The sequence below is a fragment of the Paenibacillus sp. CB74 genome, from assembly GCF_055687625.1.
The window spans coordinates 2723263-2741184 of the sequence record NZ_CM146009.1; the positions used below are offsets into that span (position 1 = coordinate 2723263).

The 17922-nt window shown below is 47.6% G+C and carries 17 protein-coding genes and 1 other annotated feature; of the genes, 3 read left to right on the top strand and 14 right to left on the bottom strand.

Annotation, left to right across the window (positions count from 1 at the left end; translation table 11 throughout):
- Positions 1-35 precede the first annotated feature (35 nt).
- Positions 36-485, bottom strand: coding sequence for an NUDIX domain-containing protein (locus ACX9NY_RS11975; RefSeq protein WP_339241699.1), 450 nt, complete (start codon positions 483-485; stop codon positions 36-38).
- A gap of 69 nt (positions 486-554) precedes the next feature.
- Complete coding sequence (locus ACX9NY_RS11980; RefSeq protein WP_472478694.1) at positions 555-860, bottom strand: HesB/YadR/YfhF family protein; 306 nt, start codon at positions 858-860, stop codon at positions 555-557.
- A gap of 484 nt (positions 861-1344) precedes the next feature.
- Here ACX9NY_RS11980 and ACX9NY_RS11985 point away from each other — a divergent pair, with 484 nt between their 5' ends.
- Entirely contained in the window at positions 1345-3090 is a 1746-nt protein-coding gene (locus ACX9NY_RS11985; protein ID WP_091031779.1) for an ABC transporter ATP-binding protein, read from the top strand.
- Between the two features lie 12 nt (positions 3091-3102).
- Complete coding sequence (locus tag ACX9NY_RS11990; protein WP_472478695.1) at positions 3103-5193, top strand: ABC transporter ATP-binding protein; 2091 nt, start codon at positions 3103-3105, stop codon at positions 5191-5193.
- 142 nt (positions 5194-5335) lie between these two features.
- Here ACX9NY_RS11990 and ACX9NY_RS11995 read toward each other — a convergent pair whose 3' ends face one another.
- The 7 genes from ACX9NY_RS11995 to ACX9NY_RS12025 all read right to left on the bottom strand — a co-directional run bounded on the left by ACX9NY_RS11995 (position 5336) and on the right by ACX9NY_RS12025 (position 12147).
- Entirely contained in the window at positions 5336-5962 is a 627-nt protein-coding gene (locus ACX9NY_RS11995; RefSeq protein WP_472478696.1) for a YdcF family protein, read from the bottom strand.
- Positions 5959-6504, bottom strand: coding sequence for a hypothetical protein (locus tag ACX9NY_RS12000; protein ID WP_053061520.1), 546 nt, complete (start codon positions 6502-6504; stop codon positions 5959-5961). The genes ACX9NY_RS11995 and ACX9NY_RS12000 overlap by 4 nt, the downstream gene beginning before the upstream one ends.
- Positions 6505-6603: 99 nt before the next feature.
- Positions 6604-7314, bottom strand: coding sequence for a hypothetical protein (locus ACX9NY_RS12005; protein WP_339241694.1), 711 nt, complete (start codon positions 7312-7314; stop codon positions 6604-6606).
- Positions 7311-8366 (bottom strand): ATP-binding cassette domain-containing protein, encoded by a 1056-nt coding sequence (locus ACX9NY_RS12010; protein WP_472478697.1) that lies wholly within the window; start codon positions 8364-8366, stop codon positions 7311-7313. The genes ACX9NY_RS12005 and ACX9NY_RS12010 overlap by 4 nt, the downstream gene beginning before the upstream one ends.
- 5 nt (positions 8367-8371) lie before the next feature.
- Positions 8372-10102 carry an arginine--tRNA ligase gene (argS, locus tag ACX9NY_RS12015; RefSeq protein ID WP_472478698.1) on the bottom strand — a complete coding sequence of 577 codons (1731 nt, stop codon included), beginning with the start codon at positions 10100-10102 and terminating at the stop codon, positions 8372-8374.
- A gap of 64 nt (positions 10103-10166) precedes the next feature.
- Positions 10167-10459, bottom strand: a binding site (T-box leader).
- A gap of 181 nt (positions 10460-10640) precedes the next feature.
- Positions 10641-10976 (bottom strand): four-helix bundle copper-binding protein, encoded by a 336-nt coding sequence (locus ACX9NY_RS12020; protein ID WP_253433942.1) that lies wholly within the window; start codon positions 10974-10976, stop codon positions 10641-10643.
- Positions 10977-11049: 73 nt separating this feature from the next.
- Positions 11050-12147, bottom strand: a complete 1098-nt coding sequence (locus ACX9NY_RS12025; protein WP_339260490.1) for a CobW family GTP-binding protein — start codon at positions 12145-12147, stop codon at positions 11050-11052.
- 171 nt (positions 12148-12318) lie between these two features.
- On the opposite strand from ACX9NY_RS12025, the gene ACX9NY_RS12030 reads away from it, so the two are divergent.
- Positions 12319-12837: a MogA/MoaB family molybdenum cofactor biosynthesis protein gene (locus tag ACX9NY_RS12030; protein ID WP_472478699.1), complete on the top strand. Its 519-nt coding sequence runs from the start codon at positions 12319-12321 to the stop codon at positions 12835-12837.
- Positions 12838-12904: 67 nt separating this feature from the next.
- On the opposite strand, the gene ACX9NY_RS12035 is transcribed toward ACX9NY_RS12030, so the two are convergent.
- The 5 genes from ACX9NY_RS12035 to ACX9NY_RS12055 form a co-directional block, all read right to left on the bottom strand.
- Positions 12905-13459, bottom strand: a complete 555-nt coding sequence (locus ACX9NY_RS12035) for a hypothetical protein (RefSeq protein ID WP_472478700.1) — start codon at positions 13457-13459, stop codon at positions 12905-12907.
- Positions 13460-13533: 74 nt separating this feature from the next.
- Positions 13534-14553 carry an oxidoreductase gene (locus tag ACX9NY_RS12040; protein WP_472478701.1) on the bottom strand — a complete coding sequence of 340 codons (1020 nt, stop codon included), beginning with the start codon at positions 14551-14553 and terminating at the stop codon, positions 13534-13536.
- An 80-nt stretch (positions 14554-14633) separates the two neighbouring features.
- The gene (locus ACX9NY_RS12045; protein WP_472478702.1) at positions 14634-15287 is read right to left on the bottom strand and encodes a hypothetical protein; all 654 of its coding nucleotides are present in this window, start codon (positions 15285-15287) and stop codon (positions 14634-14636) included.
- A gap of 384 nt (positions 15288-15671) precedes the next feature.
- Entirely contained in the window at positions 15672-17126 is a 1455-nt protein-coding gene (locus tag ACX9NY_RS12050; RefSeq protein ID WP_091017227.1) for a nicotinate phosphoribosyltransferase, read from the bottom strand.
- Positions 17127-17319: 193 nt separating this feature from the next.
- Positions 17320-17877, bottom strand: a complete 558-nt coding sequence (locus ACX9NY_RS12055) for a cysteine hydrolase family protein (RefSeq protein ID WP_472478703.1) — start codon at positions 17875-17877, stop codon at positions 17320-17322.
- Between the last annotated feature and the right edge of the window lie 45 nt (positions 17878-17922).

A 17922-nucleotide genomic window follows, 5' to 3' on the forward strand; every position in this document is an offset into this window, starting at 1 on the left:
CGTGGATGCCAAGGTCATTTTTGCGTCAACTTATTTTATTCTACATTATCCCGAGCTAACAGAATTCGGCTAATTTCATTCAGAGGTGGTAACGACTCCTGTGCGTAAAACTTAAGACCCGCATCACTATTGACACGTGACTCCACAAGATCATCCTGAATGATCACTGTCCGGAACAGGGCAATGACATAATACTCTTCATCTCCGCTCGAATGCAGAGACCGAAGATCAGGCCCTGAATACAGACCTTCCAGTGTCATGGTATCAACGGTCCAACCTGTCTCTTCCCATAACTCCCGATGCGCAGCATCTTCTATGGCTTCCCCAGGGCGCATCTCACCAGCTGGCAACCGCCATTGACCGTGTTCCGCATGCTGAATCAGCAGTAATTCACCTTGTTCGTTCTCAGCCCGCACCGCCGCTTTTACAACAATATGAGAGCGTTTTGCGATATACTGGGCCAAATCTCGTGCTGGCAGATTCACTGCTTATCCCCTCCTCCTATTCGGAAGCCGGTGGCGACCTGTGATTCATTTATTGCCTAGCAGAATACTTCAAGGATTAGATATTTCAGTGTAACGATATTCGATATCCTCACCTTCATCAACGATATCCACATGCAGTTGGTGCCCTTTCAGATACCAATAATCGTGATCTTCCATAAAGAATTGAATTCCCGATACTTCGGTTTGATCGGCAGGATGTCTTGGTTTTTCCACAGCAATACCTAGCGAAAATCCAGGGTGAAGACCTCCGCCTGAGCTATAACGGGCAAAAAATCGAATGCTGTCTCCCTCGCTCAAATTCAGTTCTTCCTTGTACCAGCGAGCAGCTTGATCGGATACATGTATGGTACTCATTTGGTGTCAGCTCCTTCTGTATATATATGTTCCATCATATCTCTACAGGGACTTGAATACAAACCCGAGTGCTCCCATAAAGACAAAATAAATTGTGAAAAATGTTTGACAGATTGTAAAAGCCGGTGTTAAGATGCAAACATACGAGGTCTACATTGTATTTATTTCCAAAAAAGAAAGGGTGATTACGGTGTTTAACAAACATATGATTGTTCAATTCAACACACAATTAAATACCGGAGCACACCCGAAATCATTATTCCGTTCATAAGTCGGCATTACAGGCGGTCTTTCATTAGAACCTCTGTGATGTTTACTCACAATCGAACTTATATATGGTGGCGGCTCTGTTCTCTGAGCCATGCTGCCGTATGATGATATGAAGACATACCGCCTGCGTGCGGTATGTCTTTTTTTGTGGGTACATTTCGGCATACATGAACGGAATCTGCATTTTTCGGACATCGAAAGGAAGGGATAACACTTGTTCTCTGTACTTAAAAACCTGGCCTGGTTCTTCCGGCTGGAACGCAAACGATACCTAACCGGTGTCATTTTGCTTATTCTGGTGGGCATTGCCGAGCTGCTGCCTCCTCGTCTTCTTGGCAATGCCATCGACGAGATTGTGCGCGGTTCCATTACCGGCACCTCACTTACGCGTTATATCTTGCTTATTCTAGGAACGGTCATCATTATCTATCTGGTTACATACGTTTGGATGCACAAACTGTTTGGTGGTGCCAATCTGGTGGAACGGCTTCTTCGTTCGCGCTTTATGGACCACTTGCTGCGGATGACTCCTCCCTTTTTTGAGAAAAACAGAACTGGCGATCTGATGGCTCGGGCCACCAATGATCTTCGTTCCATTGCCACTACAGCAGGCTTCGGCATGCTGACTTTAACAGACTCTACAGCCTTTCTGGCCACCGTACTGTTCGCTATGGGTTTTCTGGTTAGTTGGAAACTGACCCTGGCGGCAATCCTGCCATTACCTTTTATCGCCATTGCCATGATGATCTATGGTAAAGCTGTACATCAACGTTACACCCTCGCACAGGATGCATTCGGAGATATGAATGACCAGGTGCTGGAATCCATTGCCGGTATCCGTGTCGTGCGTGCCTATGTGCAGGAACGTCTGGACGAAAAACGGTTCGCCGATGTGACCGAAGATGTGTATCGCAAAAACCTCGCTGTTGCCAGAATGGATGCCCTATTCGAACCCACCATCCGGCTCTTCGTTGGACTCAGTTATGTGATTGCACTGGCCTACGGCATATATCTTGTATTCCATAATGAAATTACTCTGGGTGATCTCGTATCATTCAATATGTACCTGGGGATGATGATCTGGCCTATGTTCGCCATCGGCGAATTGATTAACCTGATGCAGCGCGGTAGCGCTTCACTTGATCGGGTCAACGAGACATTATCGGTAGAACCTGCTGTACAGGATGTGGAGCAACCTGCTCACGTGACGAATCCGGAAGAAATTGCGATGCAAGATGTTACATTCCGTTATCCTAGCTCCACTGTCGACAATCTCAGTCATATCAGCTTTTCGCTGCGAAGGGGTCAAACCTTGGGTGTTGTGGGTCGTACGGGTAGCGGTAAGTCTACTTTGCTCAAACAACTGCTTCATGAATACCCTGCTGGTTCGGGTACATTAAGCATCTCGGGTCATCCGATTCAGGATATCGCCAAAGATGACTTGCATAGCTGGATCGGCTATGTACCACAGGAACAAGTGCTGTTCTCCAAGTCCGTTCGTCAGAACATTCAATTTGGTAAACCTGGGGCCAGTGATGAAGTCATCATGGAAGCCATCCGTACCGCCGCTTTTGACGGGGATCTGGGAACCTTATCGGATGGACTGGATACACTCGTTGGTGAAAAAGGAATCTCTCTGTCCGGTGGACAGAAACAGCGGGTATCGCTGGCACGTGCCTTTATTGCTAATCCTGATATTCTGATCCTCGATGATGCTTTATCTGCTGTCGATGCACGTACTGAAGCTAAAATCATTGAAAATATACGCAACAAACGCTCGGGCAAAACCACGCTGATCTCGACTCATCGCCTGTCTGCTATTGAACATGCTGACCGAATCATCGTACTGGAGCACGGGAAAATTACGGAAGAAGGCACTCACCAGGAACTGTTAGCCATGAACGGCTGGTACCGTGAACAGTATGAACGGCAACAGGTCGAGTCCAATCTGTCCACGTAGGAGGTCAATACATTGAAGTCTAATACAGGCAAAAGGCTGCTTGATTACGCCTTGAAAGCCAAAGGAACATTTATCGCTGCATTAATTATGCTTACCATTGGTGTTGCGGCCGAGCTTGCCGGGCCGTTCATCGCCAAATCCATGATCGACAATCACTTGCTCGCGATCGAGCAGCCTTTCTATGAGACCACAGCTTCAGATGAAGCCGCAGTCTACAACGGTAAGAACTACAAACGCGAAGGCTTGTTCGAACCGGATGAAAACAAAGGTTCCGAAGTGCGGGTACTACAGGCCGGCAAAAGTTTTTATTTTGTAAACGAACCGGTCAATGCCCCTGACGGAGACCGCACATATGCGGATGGAATCCTCACGGTTACACGCGCAGGTGAAGTAACAGGACAATATGCGGCAGCCCCCCTGTCCGCTGGTGAACTATTTGCTTTTTACAAACCGGAGATGCCCAGCATCTATCAATTAATTGTGTACTACATGATCTTCCTCGTGATCTCGGTCATTATGGAGTTTGGTAAAACATTCTGGCTGCAGTCCTCGGCCAACAAGGTCATTCAAAGACTGCGCAACGATGTGTATGCCCACATTCAGCGATTGCCGGTGCACTTTTTTGATAACCTGCCCGCAGGTAAAGTTGTATCTCGGGTCACAAACGATACAGAAGCCGTCAAGGATTTGTTCGTTGCCGTTCTTTCGAACTTTTTCTCAGGAATCATCACGATTACAGGTGTGTATGTCGCACTCTTCCTGCTCGATGTTCGTCTGGGCCTGATCTCATTATTCGTCGTGCCGATGCTTATTACATGGATTGTGCTCTATCGCAAGTTCGCCACTCGCTACAACACGATCATTCGGTCAAGGCTGAGTGAGATCAATGCGATCATTAACGAGTCCATTCAGGGGATGTCCATTATCCGCGTATTCCGCCATCAGAAACAAACCAAGCAGGAATTCGAAGATCTGAATGATGACTATATGAAACACCAGAACAAAATGCTCAACCTGAATGCCTTCACCTCACACAACCTGGTTAACGTATTACGGAATATCGCCTTTGCAGTGGTCCTGTGGTACTTCGGTTCCAGTGTGCTGGATGGCACAAGTATTATTTCCCTGGGTGTTCTGTATGCCTTCGTCGATGTCCTGGGCCGTTTGTTCCAGCCGATCACCGGTATGGTGAATCAGCTCGCCAACCTGGACTCCTCCCTCGTATCTGCTGGTCGCGTCTTTGAGCTGATGGATGAAAAAGGAGAACCCGTAACTGATGGCTCCATGCCAAGATACAAGGGGAATGTTGTTTTCGACGATGTATCCTTTGCCTATAAAAAGGACTTCGTGCTTAACAATATCTCGTTCAAAGCATCACAAGGTCAGACGGTGGCTCTGGTTGGTCATACCGGTTCGGGTAAAAGCTCCATCATCAACCTGCTGTTCCGGTTCTATGATCCGCAAAAAGGCAAGATCACAATCGATGGTCAGAACGTTAAGGATCTGCCTAAACAGTGGATTCGTGAGCATATGGGGATTGTACTTCAGGACCCGTATCTGTTCACCGGCACCATTGCTTCCAACGTCAGTCTAGGCGATGAGAAGATCTCCCGTGAACGCATTGAACAGGCGCTGCGTGATGTGGGCGCTGAGCGTATACTAGCTCATTTGCCTCAAGGCTTTGACGAACCTGTAATCGAGAAAGGAAGCACATTGTCTGCTGGTCAGCGTCAGTTAATCTCCTTCGCTCGTGCGCTGGCATTTGATCCGGCCATCCTCATTCTGGATGAAGCGACTGCCAATATCGATACGGAAACGGAAGCACTTATTCAGAACGCACTTGAAGTCCTCAAAAAAGGACGTACCACATTCATCATTGCTCACCGTCTCTCCACCATTCGTTCCGCAGATCAGATTCTGGTTCTGCATCGTGGGCGAATCGTTGAGCAGGGTGCACATGATGAACTGATGGAGCTTAAAGGCCGCTATTATAAGATGTACCAGCTTCAGCAAGGTGCGCAAGCAGCAGCGGTCGCGACACTCGAGAATCCATCGGGCGACACAGTTCGAACATCAGCCTCCTTTGCAGGAGGAAATGCATAATATAGTAAAACAGGCAACACAAAAACCGATCTACACAGCTACCTTAGGGGATTGCGGTGTAGATCGGTTTTTTTAGTTTCATCAGGAGCCATGTTCCTTTACCGCTTATTTCCCCCAGACAAAAAACAATCCGCGCGCAACCTCACGGCTGCTGCGGATTGTCTATCCATCCTTTGATCGTATATCCCATGTACATTACGGTCTCCCTTGCGAGAAAAGGAAACTTGCTGCGCCAGGTTCGATAAGCCGTTGTTCGTGTCGGAGAGGAAACGGCATCCATGCCTAGCCCGGCAGCCAGCTTCATGGCCCGTTTCATATGCAGCGGATCACTCACAATTGTATAGGTGTGATAACCGGCCTGTTCACCAATTGGAATTGAATTGACCAGATTCTCCTCGGTAATTCTGGATTTGGTCTCTATACGAATGTCCGCAGGATCTACTCCATGTGCGATGGCATACTTCTGACCCACTTCAGCTTCCGTATGTTCTCCATCATCAGCCGACCCGCCTGTGAAAAGCAGATTACGAACTGTACCCTGACGGTATAATTCAATCCCGTGTTCGATTCGTTCACGAAATACAGGTGAAGGATTATCTCCCTCCACTGCTGCACCCAGAATGATTGCTGCATCCGATACCCTCGATGAATCCTCATCCGTATAAGCAGATATTCGTACTGCCGTAACCACGGTCCATAGGATTCCAACGAATACTACAGTCAGAGCCATAATTAATATCCAGCGTTTCGTTATCCGTCTGCTTGTCATTCATCCTCTTCCAAAGCCCTTGCTTGCATACTCTCGGTATGCATACGCTCCAGCGTTTGCAGAGCTGCTGCGGATTCGGCATCCAGACCAAGCTCTGCAATCCAGGCACCCGTATATTGCTGAAGACGGATCTCCAACTCCTGTGCGCGGTCTTTGAAATCCTCCAATTCCTTAATCATGCGTGATCGTCCTTCCGGACTAAATGTCTCATGAATGCGTTCCTTGAAATAATGATGTACGATACGGTTACGTTGCTGCCATAATTCATTCAATTGGCGTGTCTCTTCCTCAGAGAATGTAAAATGATGACGTACTTCGTGAATGAGCTGCCCCAGTGAACTGCTCATCTTTCGTTCGTACAGATCTTCCAGGTCTTCTTCAGACACAGCCTTGCCCTGAGACATTTTCATTAATAAAATTAGATTGACCAGCTGCTGTTCAAGCGCCTGCCCGTAGTACACGGCCAATCCGTAATAGGCAAACAATTCCCTGGAGTGTTCGCTGTCCAGCATGTCACCATTCTGGATATCTGTATTTTGCATATGCGAGCGCCTCCTTCAACCGTACGATGTTATCCATTCTATGTCCCTCTATCCTAACCAAACCAAGAGCAACATTCAAGTTATCGGGAAGCGCGTCTTCTAACCCCGCAGATCTCTTCTTCCGGACAGCCACACATGGATAATCAGTAACCCCATTGCGTAGAGCACAGTCCAAAGCATAACCGAAACAAACGAGTCCATCTTTGATTCATCAAATAACATCATCTCACGAACCAGATAAAAGGCTGGTGGAAGTATGCGACCAAGCCATTCTAACGATTCAGGCAAACGTTCACTCAACGAGCCTTGGATAAACGATAGTAATAATACAATAATGAGGGCAGGCATACTGCGACTAAGCAAGGGAATGTACGATTTTTGAAAGAATACACTGATGCCTAATCCCAGCAGCGATAATCCCAGATGTCCTAACCAGGTCATCATCCACTCCTCACCTGTGGGTTGTCTTTCGAACATTCCAGCGAACACGGGATATAGCACAGTAATTGCGGTAAGCATGAATTGCATAATCCAGGCACAGATGAGTTGACTTGTTACAACCTTACGCCTGCTTCCTGCATGAAGGACCAGTAATTGAAACTGCTTCGCAGGTTCGGTATTCATCACCATGACTCCATGCCAAGCTGCTGCCAGAAATAACAACATAGCCGTGACACTGTAACTGTCCGCAATTGGGTTGGGTTTGTAAGAATAGATCAGTAACATGGCAATGATATAAAAGATAACCGGTGCAAAATATTTCTGTGAGCGAATGTGATGCCTTAACAAATATCGGGTCAGATAGATCATTCGGCTTCTCCCCCCGCACCATCCATGGAAGAGCTTAAGTCCACAGATTCTGTGACACCTCCACGACTCGCATGTACAGCTGGATGTTGTCCTCCAAGCAGACTTTCCATATGTAATTGACTTTCCTCCTGTTGTACAGACACTACCGAACCTCCGGAAGCCAGAATCATTCGGAGGACATCATCTGTGGATTGTTGAACCACTTTCCAATCCCACAACCAAGATTTTGCGTTCCCCAAGCTCGTATCATGATCTAAAGACAACACTCCCGGTTGATGTGAAATGGATGGATCATTAGCCAGATCCTCTCCAGCAGGAGCCAGACTTTGAATACATACAACCGGTTCGCCAGCTTGCAGTATATCCTCACGATTCCAGTAGCGGAGCACACTGCCTTTCTTCAACACAATCACCTGGTCTGCCAAACGTTCAATAAGCAAGGGTTCATGACAAGCTGTAACAATGCATGTCCCTTCATCCTTCCATTCCCCCAATAGGGATACGACTGCCTCTTGCGCTGGAATATCCAAGCCTGATAACGGTTCATCCAGCAACAAAAGACCACCCGGTCCAGCTAACAGGGCCTGAATCAAATTTACTTTTTGCAATGTGCCCTTGGACAATAGGAGTAACTTCTGAGCGATCGCGGTATCAAGATATAAAAGTTCGCTAAGTTCTCTTATCCGCCCACGTAGTTCTTCGGGGCGAATGCCCCGAATCCGTCCCATCTCCCACAAGTACTCCCTAGATGTAAAGGGTACACGTGGCAAGCCATCTACTGCATACTTTGCAGAACCCTTCAATGTGCGATGAATCGATCCTTTGTCAGGTAACAGAATACCCGCCACCATACGAAGCAATGTGCTTTTGCCCGAGCCATTTCTGCCAACAATCACAGCACATTCGCCCTGCTTCACTTCCAGATTAATTTGATCCAGTACCTGAGCATGACCTAATCGTTTGCTCACTTGTTGAAGCAGTATACCTCGGACTGATGAGTCTGGTGAAGCTTGATCCGACTTCCTGAAAAGACCACGTGTACTCCATGTCACTGGGATCACATCCGTTCTGGAGCTTGCACACCTAGCAAATGTAAACTGTAAGCGAGGCGTTCGGCAGTCCGTTTGGCCAATGCCACCCGGAAGGATCTTACATCAGATGACGCATCCGCAATCCGTTCGGCGTGATAGAAGCGGTTGAACGCCTGAGCGACATCTATTGTGTATTTGGCAATAACCGAAGGTTCATTCCGATGAATTGCTTTTGCCAGATACTCGGGATATTCACCGAGCAGTTTCAGCAACGCCCAAGCGGTATCTCCGATACCGGATGAAGTGGTCACTTTTTCATTCTCACCATCCGCAAGGCTGGCGTTAGTCAGATGGTTTTCATTTTCTACACGTATCGCCTCTTCTGCCTTGGCAAGCACACTTTGAATCCGAGCATGGGTATATTGCACATAAGGTCCGGTCTCTCCTTCAAAACTCACCGCATCTTCCAGTGAGAAGTCCACATCGTTTAAGCGATTATTGCGCAGATCACCGAAGATAATAGCACCTACACCAACAGCCTCAGCTACCTTCTGAGGGTTCTCCAGATTCGGGTTTTTCTCTTGAATAATCTGCAAAGCACGAGCGACTGCCTCATCCAACACTTCCTGCAAGAAGACGACTTTACCGCGACGTGTAGACATTTTCCGTCCCTCAAAACGCATTAATCCAAACGGGATATGTTCACATTTCGCAGACCATTCATGCCCCATCCGGGAAAGGACCGCAAATACCTGCCGGAAATGCAGCTTCTGCTCGCCTCCGACCACGTATAACAAGCGATCTGCCTTCATCACCTCATGACGATACACCGCCGTAGCCAAATCCCGTGTAGGATAGATGGTTGTTCCGTCTTTTTTGATAATCAGGCACGGGGGCATGTTCTCGTCCTCCAGACGTACCACGAGTGCTCCATCACTCTCTTCAAGTAAACCTTTCGCCTTGAGTTCTTCAACCACCGCGCCCATCTTATCATTGTAAAAGCTCTCCCCCAACGTATGGTCGAACTGTACATTCAGACGTTCATACATCCGGTTGAATTCCTTCATGCTGACTTCCACAAAGAACGCCCATAACCGCTGTGTTTCTTCATCCCCTTGCTCCAGCTTGCGGAACCACTCCCGTGCCTCCATCTCCAGGGAAGGATCGTTCTCTGCCTCATCGTGAAAGCGCACATACAGTTCCAGGGACGTACGGATCGGATCTGCCTGCAATGCTTCATCATTGCCCCATCTTTTGTATGCTGCGATCTGTTTGCCAAACTGGGTTCCCCAGTCTCCCAGATGATTCACACTTACAGAGGTATAACCCGCTTCGTTATACAACCGATACAGTGCTGCACCAATGACAGTAGAACGCAAATGTCCGATACCAAAGGGTTTCGCGATGTTAGGAGAAGACATATCAATCACGACACGCGAACCCTGACCAAGCTGAAGCTTACCGAATGCGGCATCTCCCAGTTCTTTTAGCAGATTCGGCGCGAGCTCCTCCCGATTAAAGCGGATATTTACATACGGCCCGGCCGGAGTCGCTTCAATTCCAGATGCCTGTAATCCCGTTGCGAGCTCAGTTGCAATGACTGCCGGTGCTTTTTTTAATGACTTCGCTAATGCAAAACAAGGGAATGCTGCATCCCCCATCTCCGCTTGTGGTGGAACCTCCAGTAATCTCATAACTTCTTCTTCAGTCAATCCCGTTAAAGGCGCAATATCGGCCGCAGCCTGCTTCATCAACATGTCAAACACTCCTTATCCATTCATTAGTGGCTGAAAATTAACACAAAAAAGCTCCCGTCTCTACATAAGAGACGAGAGCTGACTTAACAGTTCCCGCGGTACCACTCTAAGTGAACAGGTTGCTCTTCATATGCATCAACATGCATACCCGCAGAACCTGTTCCGCTCGATGCGTATAACGGTCGCAAGCCGAGTTACCCTCAGACAGATCTGGCCTATCCCCAATGGGGATACGTACATCTTTTCGGATAACCATCTCACGGGTGCGGTTCACACAGGTCATGTCATACCGGCTTCCACCTATCCCGGCTCGCTGTCATGTATGGATCTGGCTACTCTCCCGATCATTGATATTCTTCGTTTCAATTCATTCCCATCATTATACATACCACGTTTAGACTTGGCAACCTGCATTAAAAATCCCCTACAGAAAGGCAATACACATAGGCACATCGTCTCAGATGCCTGTGTTCACTACCTTCCCTTAGGGGACCAAGGTCATTATCGGTTTTTATTATATGTTCCAGTGAAATAGTAATTATGCTACTGCTGCCATCAACCGGCAAGCTTCTGCACATCTGCGGCAAGCCTCTGCACATGCTTGGCAGTGATCGTGGTTGTGTTTGCCACACTCTGCGGCGCAAGCTTCACAAGCTTTCACACACAATTCGCATATTTCAGCAATGAAATCACTTCCACGTGTCATCGCTTGTGCAGCAAAACTGCAGATCTCCGCACATTCCCGATTCAAACGGATACAATCACGAAGCATCGCCAGATCATATTCTTTCAGACTCGATATGTAACATACGTTGCAAGCATTCATGCACTCCAGGCAAGCATCGATACATTGTTGATATTGTTGTTGTGTCATTTAAAGTTACCTCCCAGGCAAAGTTTGCTATGCTTCTTAATACCCAGTTGGGAGGAATATTGAATCATCCAACTTACTTTATCGCTTCCAATTCCAGTAATTGGTCACGAATGACAGTTTGGTCAAAATGTTCACCTATAAACACAGCAACATTAGGGACATTTCCCTGAGGTGTGATCTTCATGTAGTCCGATTCACGGTAGGCATACTGGAACCAAAAGCGGCTCGCCGTGTCACTAAATGATAAAATACCTTTTGCTCGATACACATCACGTGGCAATGCGGATACAAATTGTTCAAACGCCTCGCTGTTCACCGGTTGACTGAAATAATGCGTATAAACCATGACATGTTCGTGTGAGGCATGAGGAGCGGAATGCTCGTGACTGTGGTCATGAACATGGCTATAGGATGCGTCATTATTCGTAGCATCGCCTTGAACCGACTGATGTCCATGATTGCATCCATGTGTACCACAGGTTTCCGTATGCTCATGGTGAGCCGGCTTATCTGCTTCAGAAGCTGAATCATGCACATGCACGTCTGCCCCACTGCGAAGCAACAGATCCATCTCCACCTCACATTTGACTGTAGGGATTACAGGTGCGAAGCCATTCCATTTTGCCAAAAGCTGTTCCAGGTCCTTCAGCTCCTGCGCACTCACCCGATCCGTTTTGTTCAAAAGAAGCACAGACGCGCAGCGAATCTGCTCCTGCATCAGTTTAAAGGTCTGCCCCTTCTGCTCCTGATACAGACCAGATAGATGTGCTGCATCCACAACCGTGATGAGACTTTTCAGTTCCAGTCGCATGTAGAGTGAGGTCTCCGTTACCGCATCCAGAATCTCCATTGGATTCGCCGCACCGGTTGCTTCAATAACGATCACATCAGGTGATTCCTCCTGAACGAGATCAGCAAGTTGCAATCCCAAGTCACCACGTACTGTACAACAGATGCATCCACCTAACATCTCTGTCATGGGAACGGCGGAATCCACAATCTGACCATCCAGATTGACTTCGCCTAACTCATTCATAACCACTGCGGGACGCAAACCCTGCTGTTGCCAATGTTCGATCAACTGAACAAGCAGTGTTGTTTTGCCACTCCCCAAAAAACCTGACAGTATATATACAGGTATGGATTGTTCTTTTAAAATTGTTTCATTCATGCGTATACACCTCTCTGATTGTCCTTCTTGTAACCTGATCTATTTGTATCTAGCGAGTGTACACCATCCCGCATTCGTTATGCAATCATGTTCAATTCTTCCCCAGTACATTGCCTGATGCTAACGGATGGTCTATGCTATGAGGACATGTTGATTGAAGGAGGAAGTTTCATGACTAGTTCAGTGGAACAACATCGCCAGGAAGCTCCGACCACGGTATCGTGCATGATTGTTACAGTGTCAGACACGCGCACCAAAGACACGGACACCAGTGGCCAGCTCATGCATCAGCTTCTGAATGAAGCAGGGTATCAGATTGTTGAATACATCATTACACCAGACGAAACGGAGAACATTCGAAGCATCCTGCAGGATGCAGCTGTTCGTGATGATATTGAAGCCGTGCTGCTTAGCGGCGGAACAGGAATTGCTCCCCGAGATACGACATACGAAGCGGTATCCTCATTGCTCGACAAGGAACTTCCAGGTTTCGGTGAGATCTTCCGATTTCTCAGTTACACCGAAGATATCGGTTCAGCTGCCATCCTGAGCAGAGCCGTCGCTGGTACGATTGGACGCACTGCGGTATTCTCCATGCCAGGTTCCAGAGGTGCCGTCAAATTGGCCATGGAAAAACTCATTTTGCCTGAACTGCGGCATGTCATGCGTGAAATATATAGACCCGTCTGAAAGATCAGACGGGTTTTCGGGTTTATTTTCAGCTGTAAGTTATAGTACGACGGGTATCTCACTCTACTTACCTTAGTTGCCCCAGCACATGTTGGAACACCTGCATGACATCCTGTTCATACTTGTCCTTTTCCCCACCCGAAGCTGTATACACGAGTGAGACGTATCCTTTGCTGCGAATCGTTGTCCGGCCAAGCGCATTCTCCAAGACAGCCTCATCAGCATTCTCACTATACATTTGTTTCATGCCGGCAGCACGGGTTGCTGCATCACTGAAAATGTGGACTTTCACGATATGTCTACTACTTCCATTCAACAAGTACATATAAGAGATCCCACCATGGCCATCATCTTCAAACATATTATTCATCAGCTGAATGCTTTTTGCTTCAAAACTCTTACTGATCTCACTTACCAATTCACCGTTTAATCCGTGTCCTTGACTCTGTGCCCGCACATTCCCTTCATCTGTCGCTTCACGGGTGTAGACCTTCCGCTCCTGCTCAATGGATGATGCCGAACAAGCCACCAGGGACCAGACACTTGTGATCAACACACCACTTACAAGTATCGACTTCATTTTTCTTCGAACCAGACTTCGTCCTTTTCTATCAAAACACATGCCAATCCTTCCTTTCCAGTCACATGTACTGTGACCCAATCAGGTAGAATTAGCATGTCTTAGGACTTGGAAACTTATGCGGATGGCAGATCTGATATTGTATTGACCACAGTCCGACCTACCGCACCACCTTGGAGTATCGTCTCAAGCGTGTGCGGCAACTGGTCTAGAGAAATTTCGCGGATTCCCAGTTCCAGCGCGCGCTCCGGTTTCCATTCTCCGCCGAGCAGTTCCCACAGCCGTTCCCGACGTTCCATCGGACAATATACAGAGTCTATACCAATAAGCTGGATACCACGAAGAATAAATGGAAGTACCGTAGATTCAAAAGCTGTGCCTCCGGTTAACCCGGATACCGCTACTGCACCTCCGTATTGAATCTGTTTCAATCGCTCCGCGAGAGCAGGTCCTCCTGTTGGATCAACAACACCCGCCCATAGCTGTTTCCCCATAGCTCCTTTAGCTGGAGCATCAGCTTCTTCACGAGTAATAACCTCTGAGGCTCCCAAGTTTCGGAGCAATGACTCCTCCTGATCCTTCTTGCCTGTGCTGGCTGTTACTTGGAAGCCAAGTTTCGCCAGAATCGCCACGGCCATACTTCCAACGCCCCCCGTTGCACCCGTAACCAGAATCTTGCCTATCGCCGGGGTTACTCCAGCCTGTAACAGCGCATCTACCGAAAGTGCAGCCGTAAATCCTGCGGTTCCAATTGCCATGGCTTCTTTCTCACTGAGACCCGGTGGAAGAGGCACCAGCCATTCACTGCGCAGACGAGCATACTCGCTGTACCCTCCGTAATGAGATACGCCAGGCTCGAACCCTGTACTGATTACCCGATCTCCTGGTGCAAAACGTCCACTCACGGACTCTTCTACCGTTCCGGCCAGATCGATACCCGGTACCATCGGGTATTCACGAACGACACCACCCTTCTCAAGAGTCGCAAGTCCGTCTTTATAATTGACACTGGAATATTGCACCTGTACCGTTACATCTCCATTCGGAAGATCTTCCTTCTTCAGTTGCTCTATACCCGCTTTCACTCCGCCCTGCTCTTCTTTACGAACAACATATGCGTTAAAATGGTTTTTCATCGATAGCCACTCCTTTTTCGGATTTTATATATTTTTCCATTAAGCACATGAATTGTTCGCATTCAGGCTTAACGTAATCATCAAGCTCTATCTCTCCTGAGCGTCAACAGATAAATTAGCGGACCCACAATAGGGATGATGCCTGCCGCGGCCCAAGCTGGTGAACGTCGACTACCTTTGGCGTCCCTGTATATTGCAATCACGGAAAGCAAGGTCAACAGTACAAAATCAATCGTCATAATATGTACAAAGGATGATTGCTTGAACGCCTCCACATATACATCCGGATGACCTTGCGTCACGGCGTAGAATGCGGTCCCCAGCGTCAACAGCAGAAGGACTACATGCGTCAACTTGTGAGCTGCCACTCTTCCAATTCCCGACTCCCGCTGACGACCAAAATGCAAGCTTGTATAACCCGAAGCTCTATTTGCGGATGATGACCACACATAGTAGGGAAGCAGGGCAAAAGCACCTAGTCCAAAAGAAAGCAGAACAAAAGGCCAAGCCGGTACACGGCCACTTCGTTCTTTCACCGATGTTCTTAACAGCATACAGGCATAAACTGCCGGGAAAATACCTAACCACGAAAACACAGTAAGTAACCAAGGCTCTTTGCTTTGCATGGTGATTAGTTCTTTGAATATCGGATCACTTCCAGGTGATTGCCCCGGTGCCAACAACAATGCATAGGCAATAAAAGCGATCCAGATCAGACCCAATATCCATCTCATGTCTGCACCTCCTCTTACTTTCATCCCCTACAGCTATGGGATTGAATCAATAGTTGCAGAATTTGGCGTCTCCTGCGCTTTCCCGAGAAATAATGACTGCTATTCCCTACAACTTCTTGAATTGCTGATGACCACTATCAGTATAGCCTGCTACCTTGGCGGTCTGTCCATGAGATTTCTTACATACGGGTCCGAGTTAATCGGATCATATAAAAAACGTCTATCGACATACTTTCTGAAGACAGACCACGTTTAGCTGAAATTTTGCTTGTAAGCGTCGAATCGTTCAACCTTCGCTAAACACGTATACATTCCATGATCATCAAAAAGGCATACGCCAGTATTCTTACCTGGTTATGCCTTTTTGTCATTCTTAAGTTTAGATCATTCCTCTGTGGATTTCACATGTTCCGCAATAAGCTTCTGCTTCATATTCCATGCCGCAGGGCTAATGTTTACACGGTAGATCTCCGGGTTGAGCTTCCGTTGGTATTCAGGCCAGAACAGATTCATCTGTTCCCGGTGATACGCCCGAATCTCATCCAGATTAGGCAGCTCATACACTTTGCGTCCGTTCACAAAGATCGGCTCCAGCATATTGACCGCTTCGTAGCGGGTAACGGTTTTTTTCAGGTAAGGGTGTAGCGGGTTGAACAGCTTGAGCGGTCCGCCTTGGAGCGGCTGCTCTTCATCTGGATAGCAGATATAATCCGCAATCGCTTTGCCATGTTTCGGATCAATGATCCGGAACACTTCCTTTTTACCTGGAGTGGACACCTTTTCAGGATTGGCAGAAATTTTGATCGTAGGCAGCATGGCACCGTCCACTTCACGTTCTACCAATTTGTACACTCCACCCAAAGATGGCTGGTCAGAAGCGGTAATCAACTGTGTGCCGACACCCCATGTATCAATCCGTGCTCCTTGTGCCTTCAGGTTGAAAATCGTGTTTTCATCCAAATCATTGGATGCTACAATTTTCACATAATCCAGGCCAGCCTCATCCAGCATCTGACGTGCCTGAATGGACAAGTACGCAAGGTCACCGCTGTCCAGACGAATCGCATTCATCTTTTTGCCTTGGCTCTCCAACTTCTTGGCTGTTTTGATGGCATGAGGTACGCCACTGTTCAACGTATCAAAGGTATCGACCAACAGCGTAACCTGGTCCGGCAACACTTTGGCATACACGTCAAACGCCTCCTGCTCGCTCATAAAGCTCTGTACCCAGGAATGGGCGTGTGTACCTGCTGTTGGGATTCCGAAGCGCTCTCCGGCCAGCATGTTGGAGGTTGCATGGAAGCCTGCTACATACGAAGCACGTGCGCCCCAGATGGCCGCATCCGCTTCCTGTGCACGCCGTGTACCGAATTCGAGCAACGTATCCTGTTGGGCTACCTGTTTGATCCGCGAAGCCTTGGTTGCAATCAACGTCTGATAATTCATGAAGTTAAGTATTGCCGTCTCCACCAATTGTGTCTCCATAATGGAGCCTTCTACCCGAATGAGCGGTTCGTCAGGGAAAACAATTGCTCCCTCCTTCATGGAATGAATCGTGCCCTGAAATGAAAACTGGAGCAACTCTTCCAGAAAGACCGGATCGTAATTTTCCTCTTGTTTGGATAAAAATTTGATGTCGTCCATTGTAAACCGAAGCTGGCTGATGTAGTTCACAATCCGTTCCAATCCGGCGAATACCGCATATCCGTTGCCAAAAGGAAGCTTACGGAAATAGGCTTCAAATACCGCCTTCCGCTTGTGAGTACCATTCACCCAATGGGCGTACATCATATTGATCTGATATTTATCCGTATGTAAAGCCAGGCTAGTTGTCTGCATTTGTCTCATCCTCTCTGACTTCCGCTCGTGCCCCCAGATTTCAATTGAGGACACGGGTTAACATATGGAGACTCATTCTTCATGATTCTGTTCATTCGCATTAAACAAACAAGTCTCCCGTAAAACTCTATACACCATTCACCACATTCATCCGGTTCTTAACAGGCAGAACCAAACAGAATTATCGATTAAATTACGCAAGGACTGTCTCACTCGCCTTAACCACCGAAGCACCCAGGCTGGAACGAAAATGTCCTAGCGCCCATTCATGTCCTGCCGGATTAAAGCTGGCAACAGCATCTTCATACACCGTAATATGAAATCCTTTATTGTAAGCGTCCACTGCGGTATGCAATATGCAAATATCCGTGCATACCCCTATGAGTGCAATATCCGTAATTCCACGTGCACGCAGTCTGAGTTCCAGATCGGTTCCACAGAATGCACTATATCTCGTCTTATCCATCCACCGAATATCGTTTTTCCGTACTTCCATCACTTGGGCAAGACGTCCATATAACTGTCTCCCCGCTGTATCTCTGATGTTGTGAGGTGGGAAAAGTACCGTCTCCGGGTGATACGGATCATTTTCTTCGTGCAGGTCCACGGCCATGATTACCTCATGTTTGTTATTACAATAAGCCTCGGTTACAGCTGCAATCGTCTCTTCGATCTCTACCGCCGGCTGCCCTACAGGTAAAGAACCTGTCACAAAATCATTCGTAAAATCAATCACAATCAGTGCTTTCATCGTCAACACTCCCTTAGCCCAGAAATGGTTGATCCTGATTCAATC

Coding starts and splice junctions, on each gene's coding strand:
- ACX9NY_RS12020 (WP_253433942.1), bottom strand. CDS start 10,976: ATGACACAACAACAATATCAACAATGTATCGATGCTTGCCTGGAGTGC.
- ACX9NY_RS11995 (WP_472478696.1), bottom strand. CDS start 5,962: ATGACAAGCAGACGGATAACGAAACGCTGGATATTAATTATGGCTCTG.
- ACX9NY_RS12055 (WP_472478703.1), bottom strand. CDS start 17,877: ATGAAAGCACTGATTGTGATTGATTTTACGAATGATTTTGTGACAGGT.
- ACX9NY_RS12005 (WP_339241694.1), bottom strand. CDS start 7,314: ATGATCTATCTGACCCGATATTTGTTAAGGCATCACATTCGCTCACAG.
- ACX9NY_RS11980 (WP_472478694.1), bottom strand. CDS start 860: ATGAGTACCATACATGTATCCGATCAAGCTGCTCGCTGGTACAAGGAA.
- ACX9NY_RS12040 (WP_472478701.1), bottom strand. CDS start 14,553: ATGAAAAACCATTTTAACGCATATGTTGTTCGTAAAGAAGAGCAGGGC.
- ACX9NY_RS12000 (WP_053061520.1), bottom strand. CDS start 6,504: ATGCAAAATACAGATATCCAGAATGGTGACATGCTGGACAGCGAACAC.
- ACX9NY_RS12025 (WP_339260490.1), bottom strand. CDS start 12,147: ATGAATGAAACAATTTTAAAAGAACAATCCATACCTGTATATATACTG.
- ACX9NY_RS12050 (WP_091017227.1), bottom strand. CDS start 17,126: ATGCAGACAACTAGCCTGGCTTTACATACGGATAAATATCAGATCAAT.
- ACX9NY_RS12045 (WP_472478702.1), bottom strand. CDS start 15,287: ATGAGATGGATATTGGGTCTGATCTGGATCGCTTTTATTGCCTATGCA.
- ACX9NY_RS12030 (WP_472478699.1), top strand. CDS start 12,319: ATGACTAGTTCAGTGGAACAACATCGCCAGGAAGCTCCGACCACGGTA.
- argS (WP_472478698.1), bottom strand. CDS start 10,102: ATGTTGATGAAGCAGGCTGCGGCCGATATTGCGCCTTTAACGGGATTG.
- ACX9NY_RS12035 (WP_472478700.1), bottom strand. CDS start 13,459: ATGTGTTTTGATAGAAAAGGACGAAGTCTGGTTCGAAGAAAAATGAAG.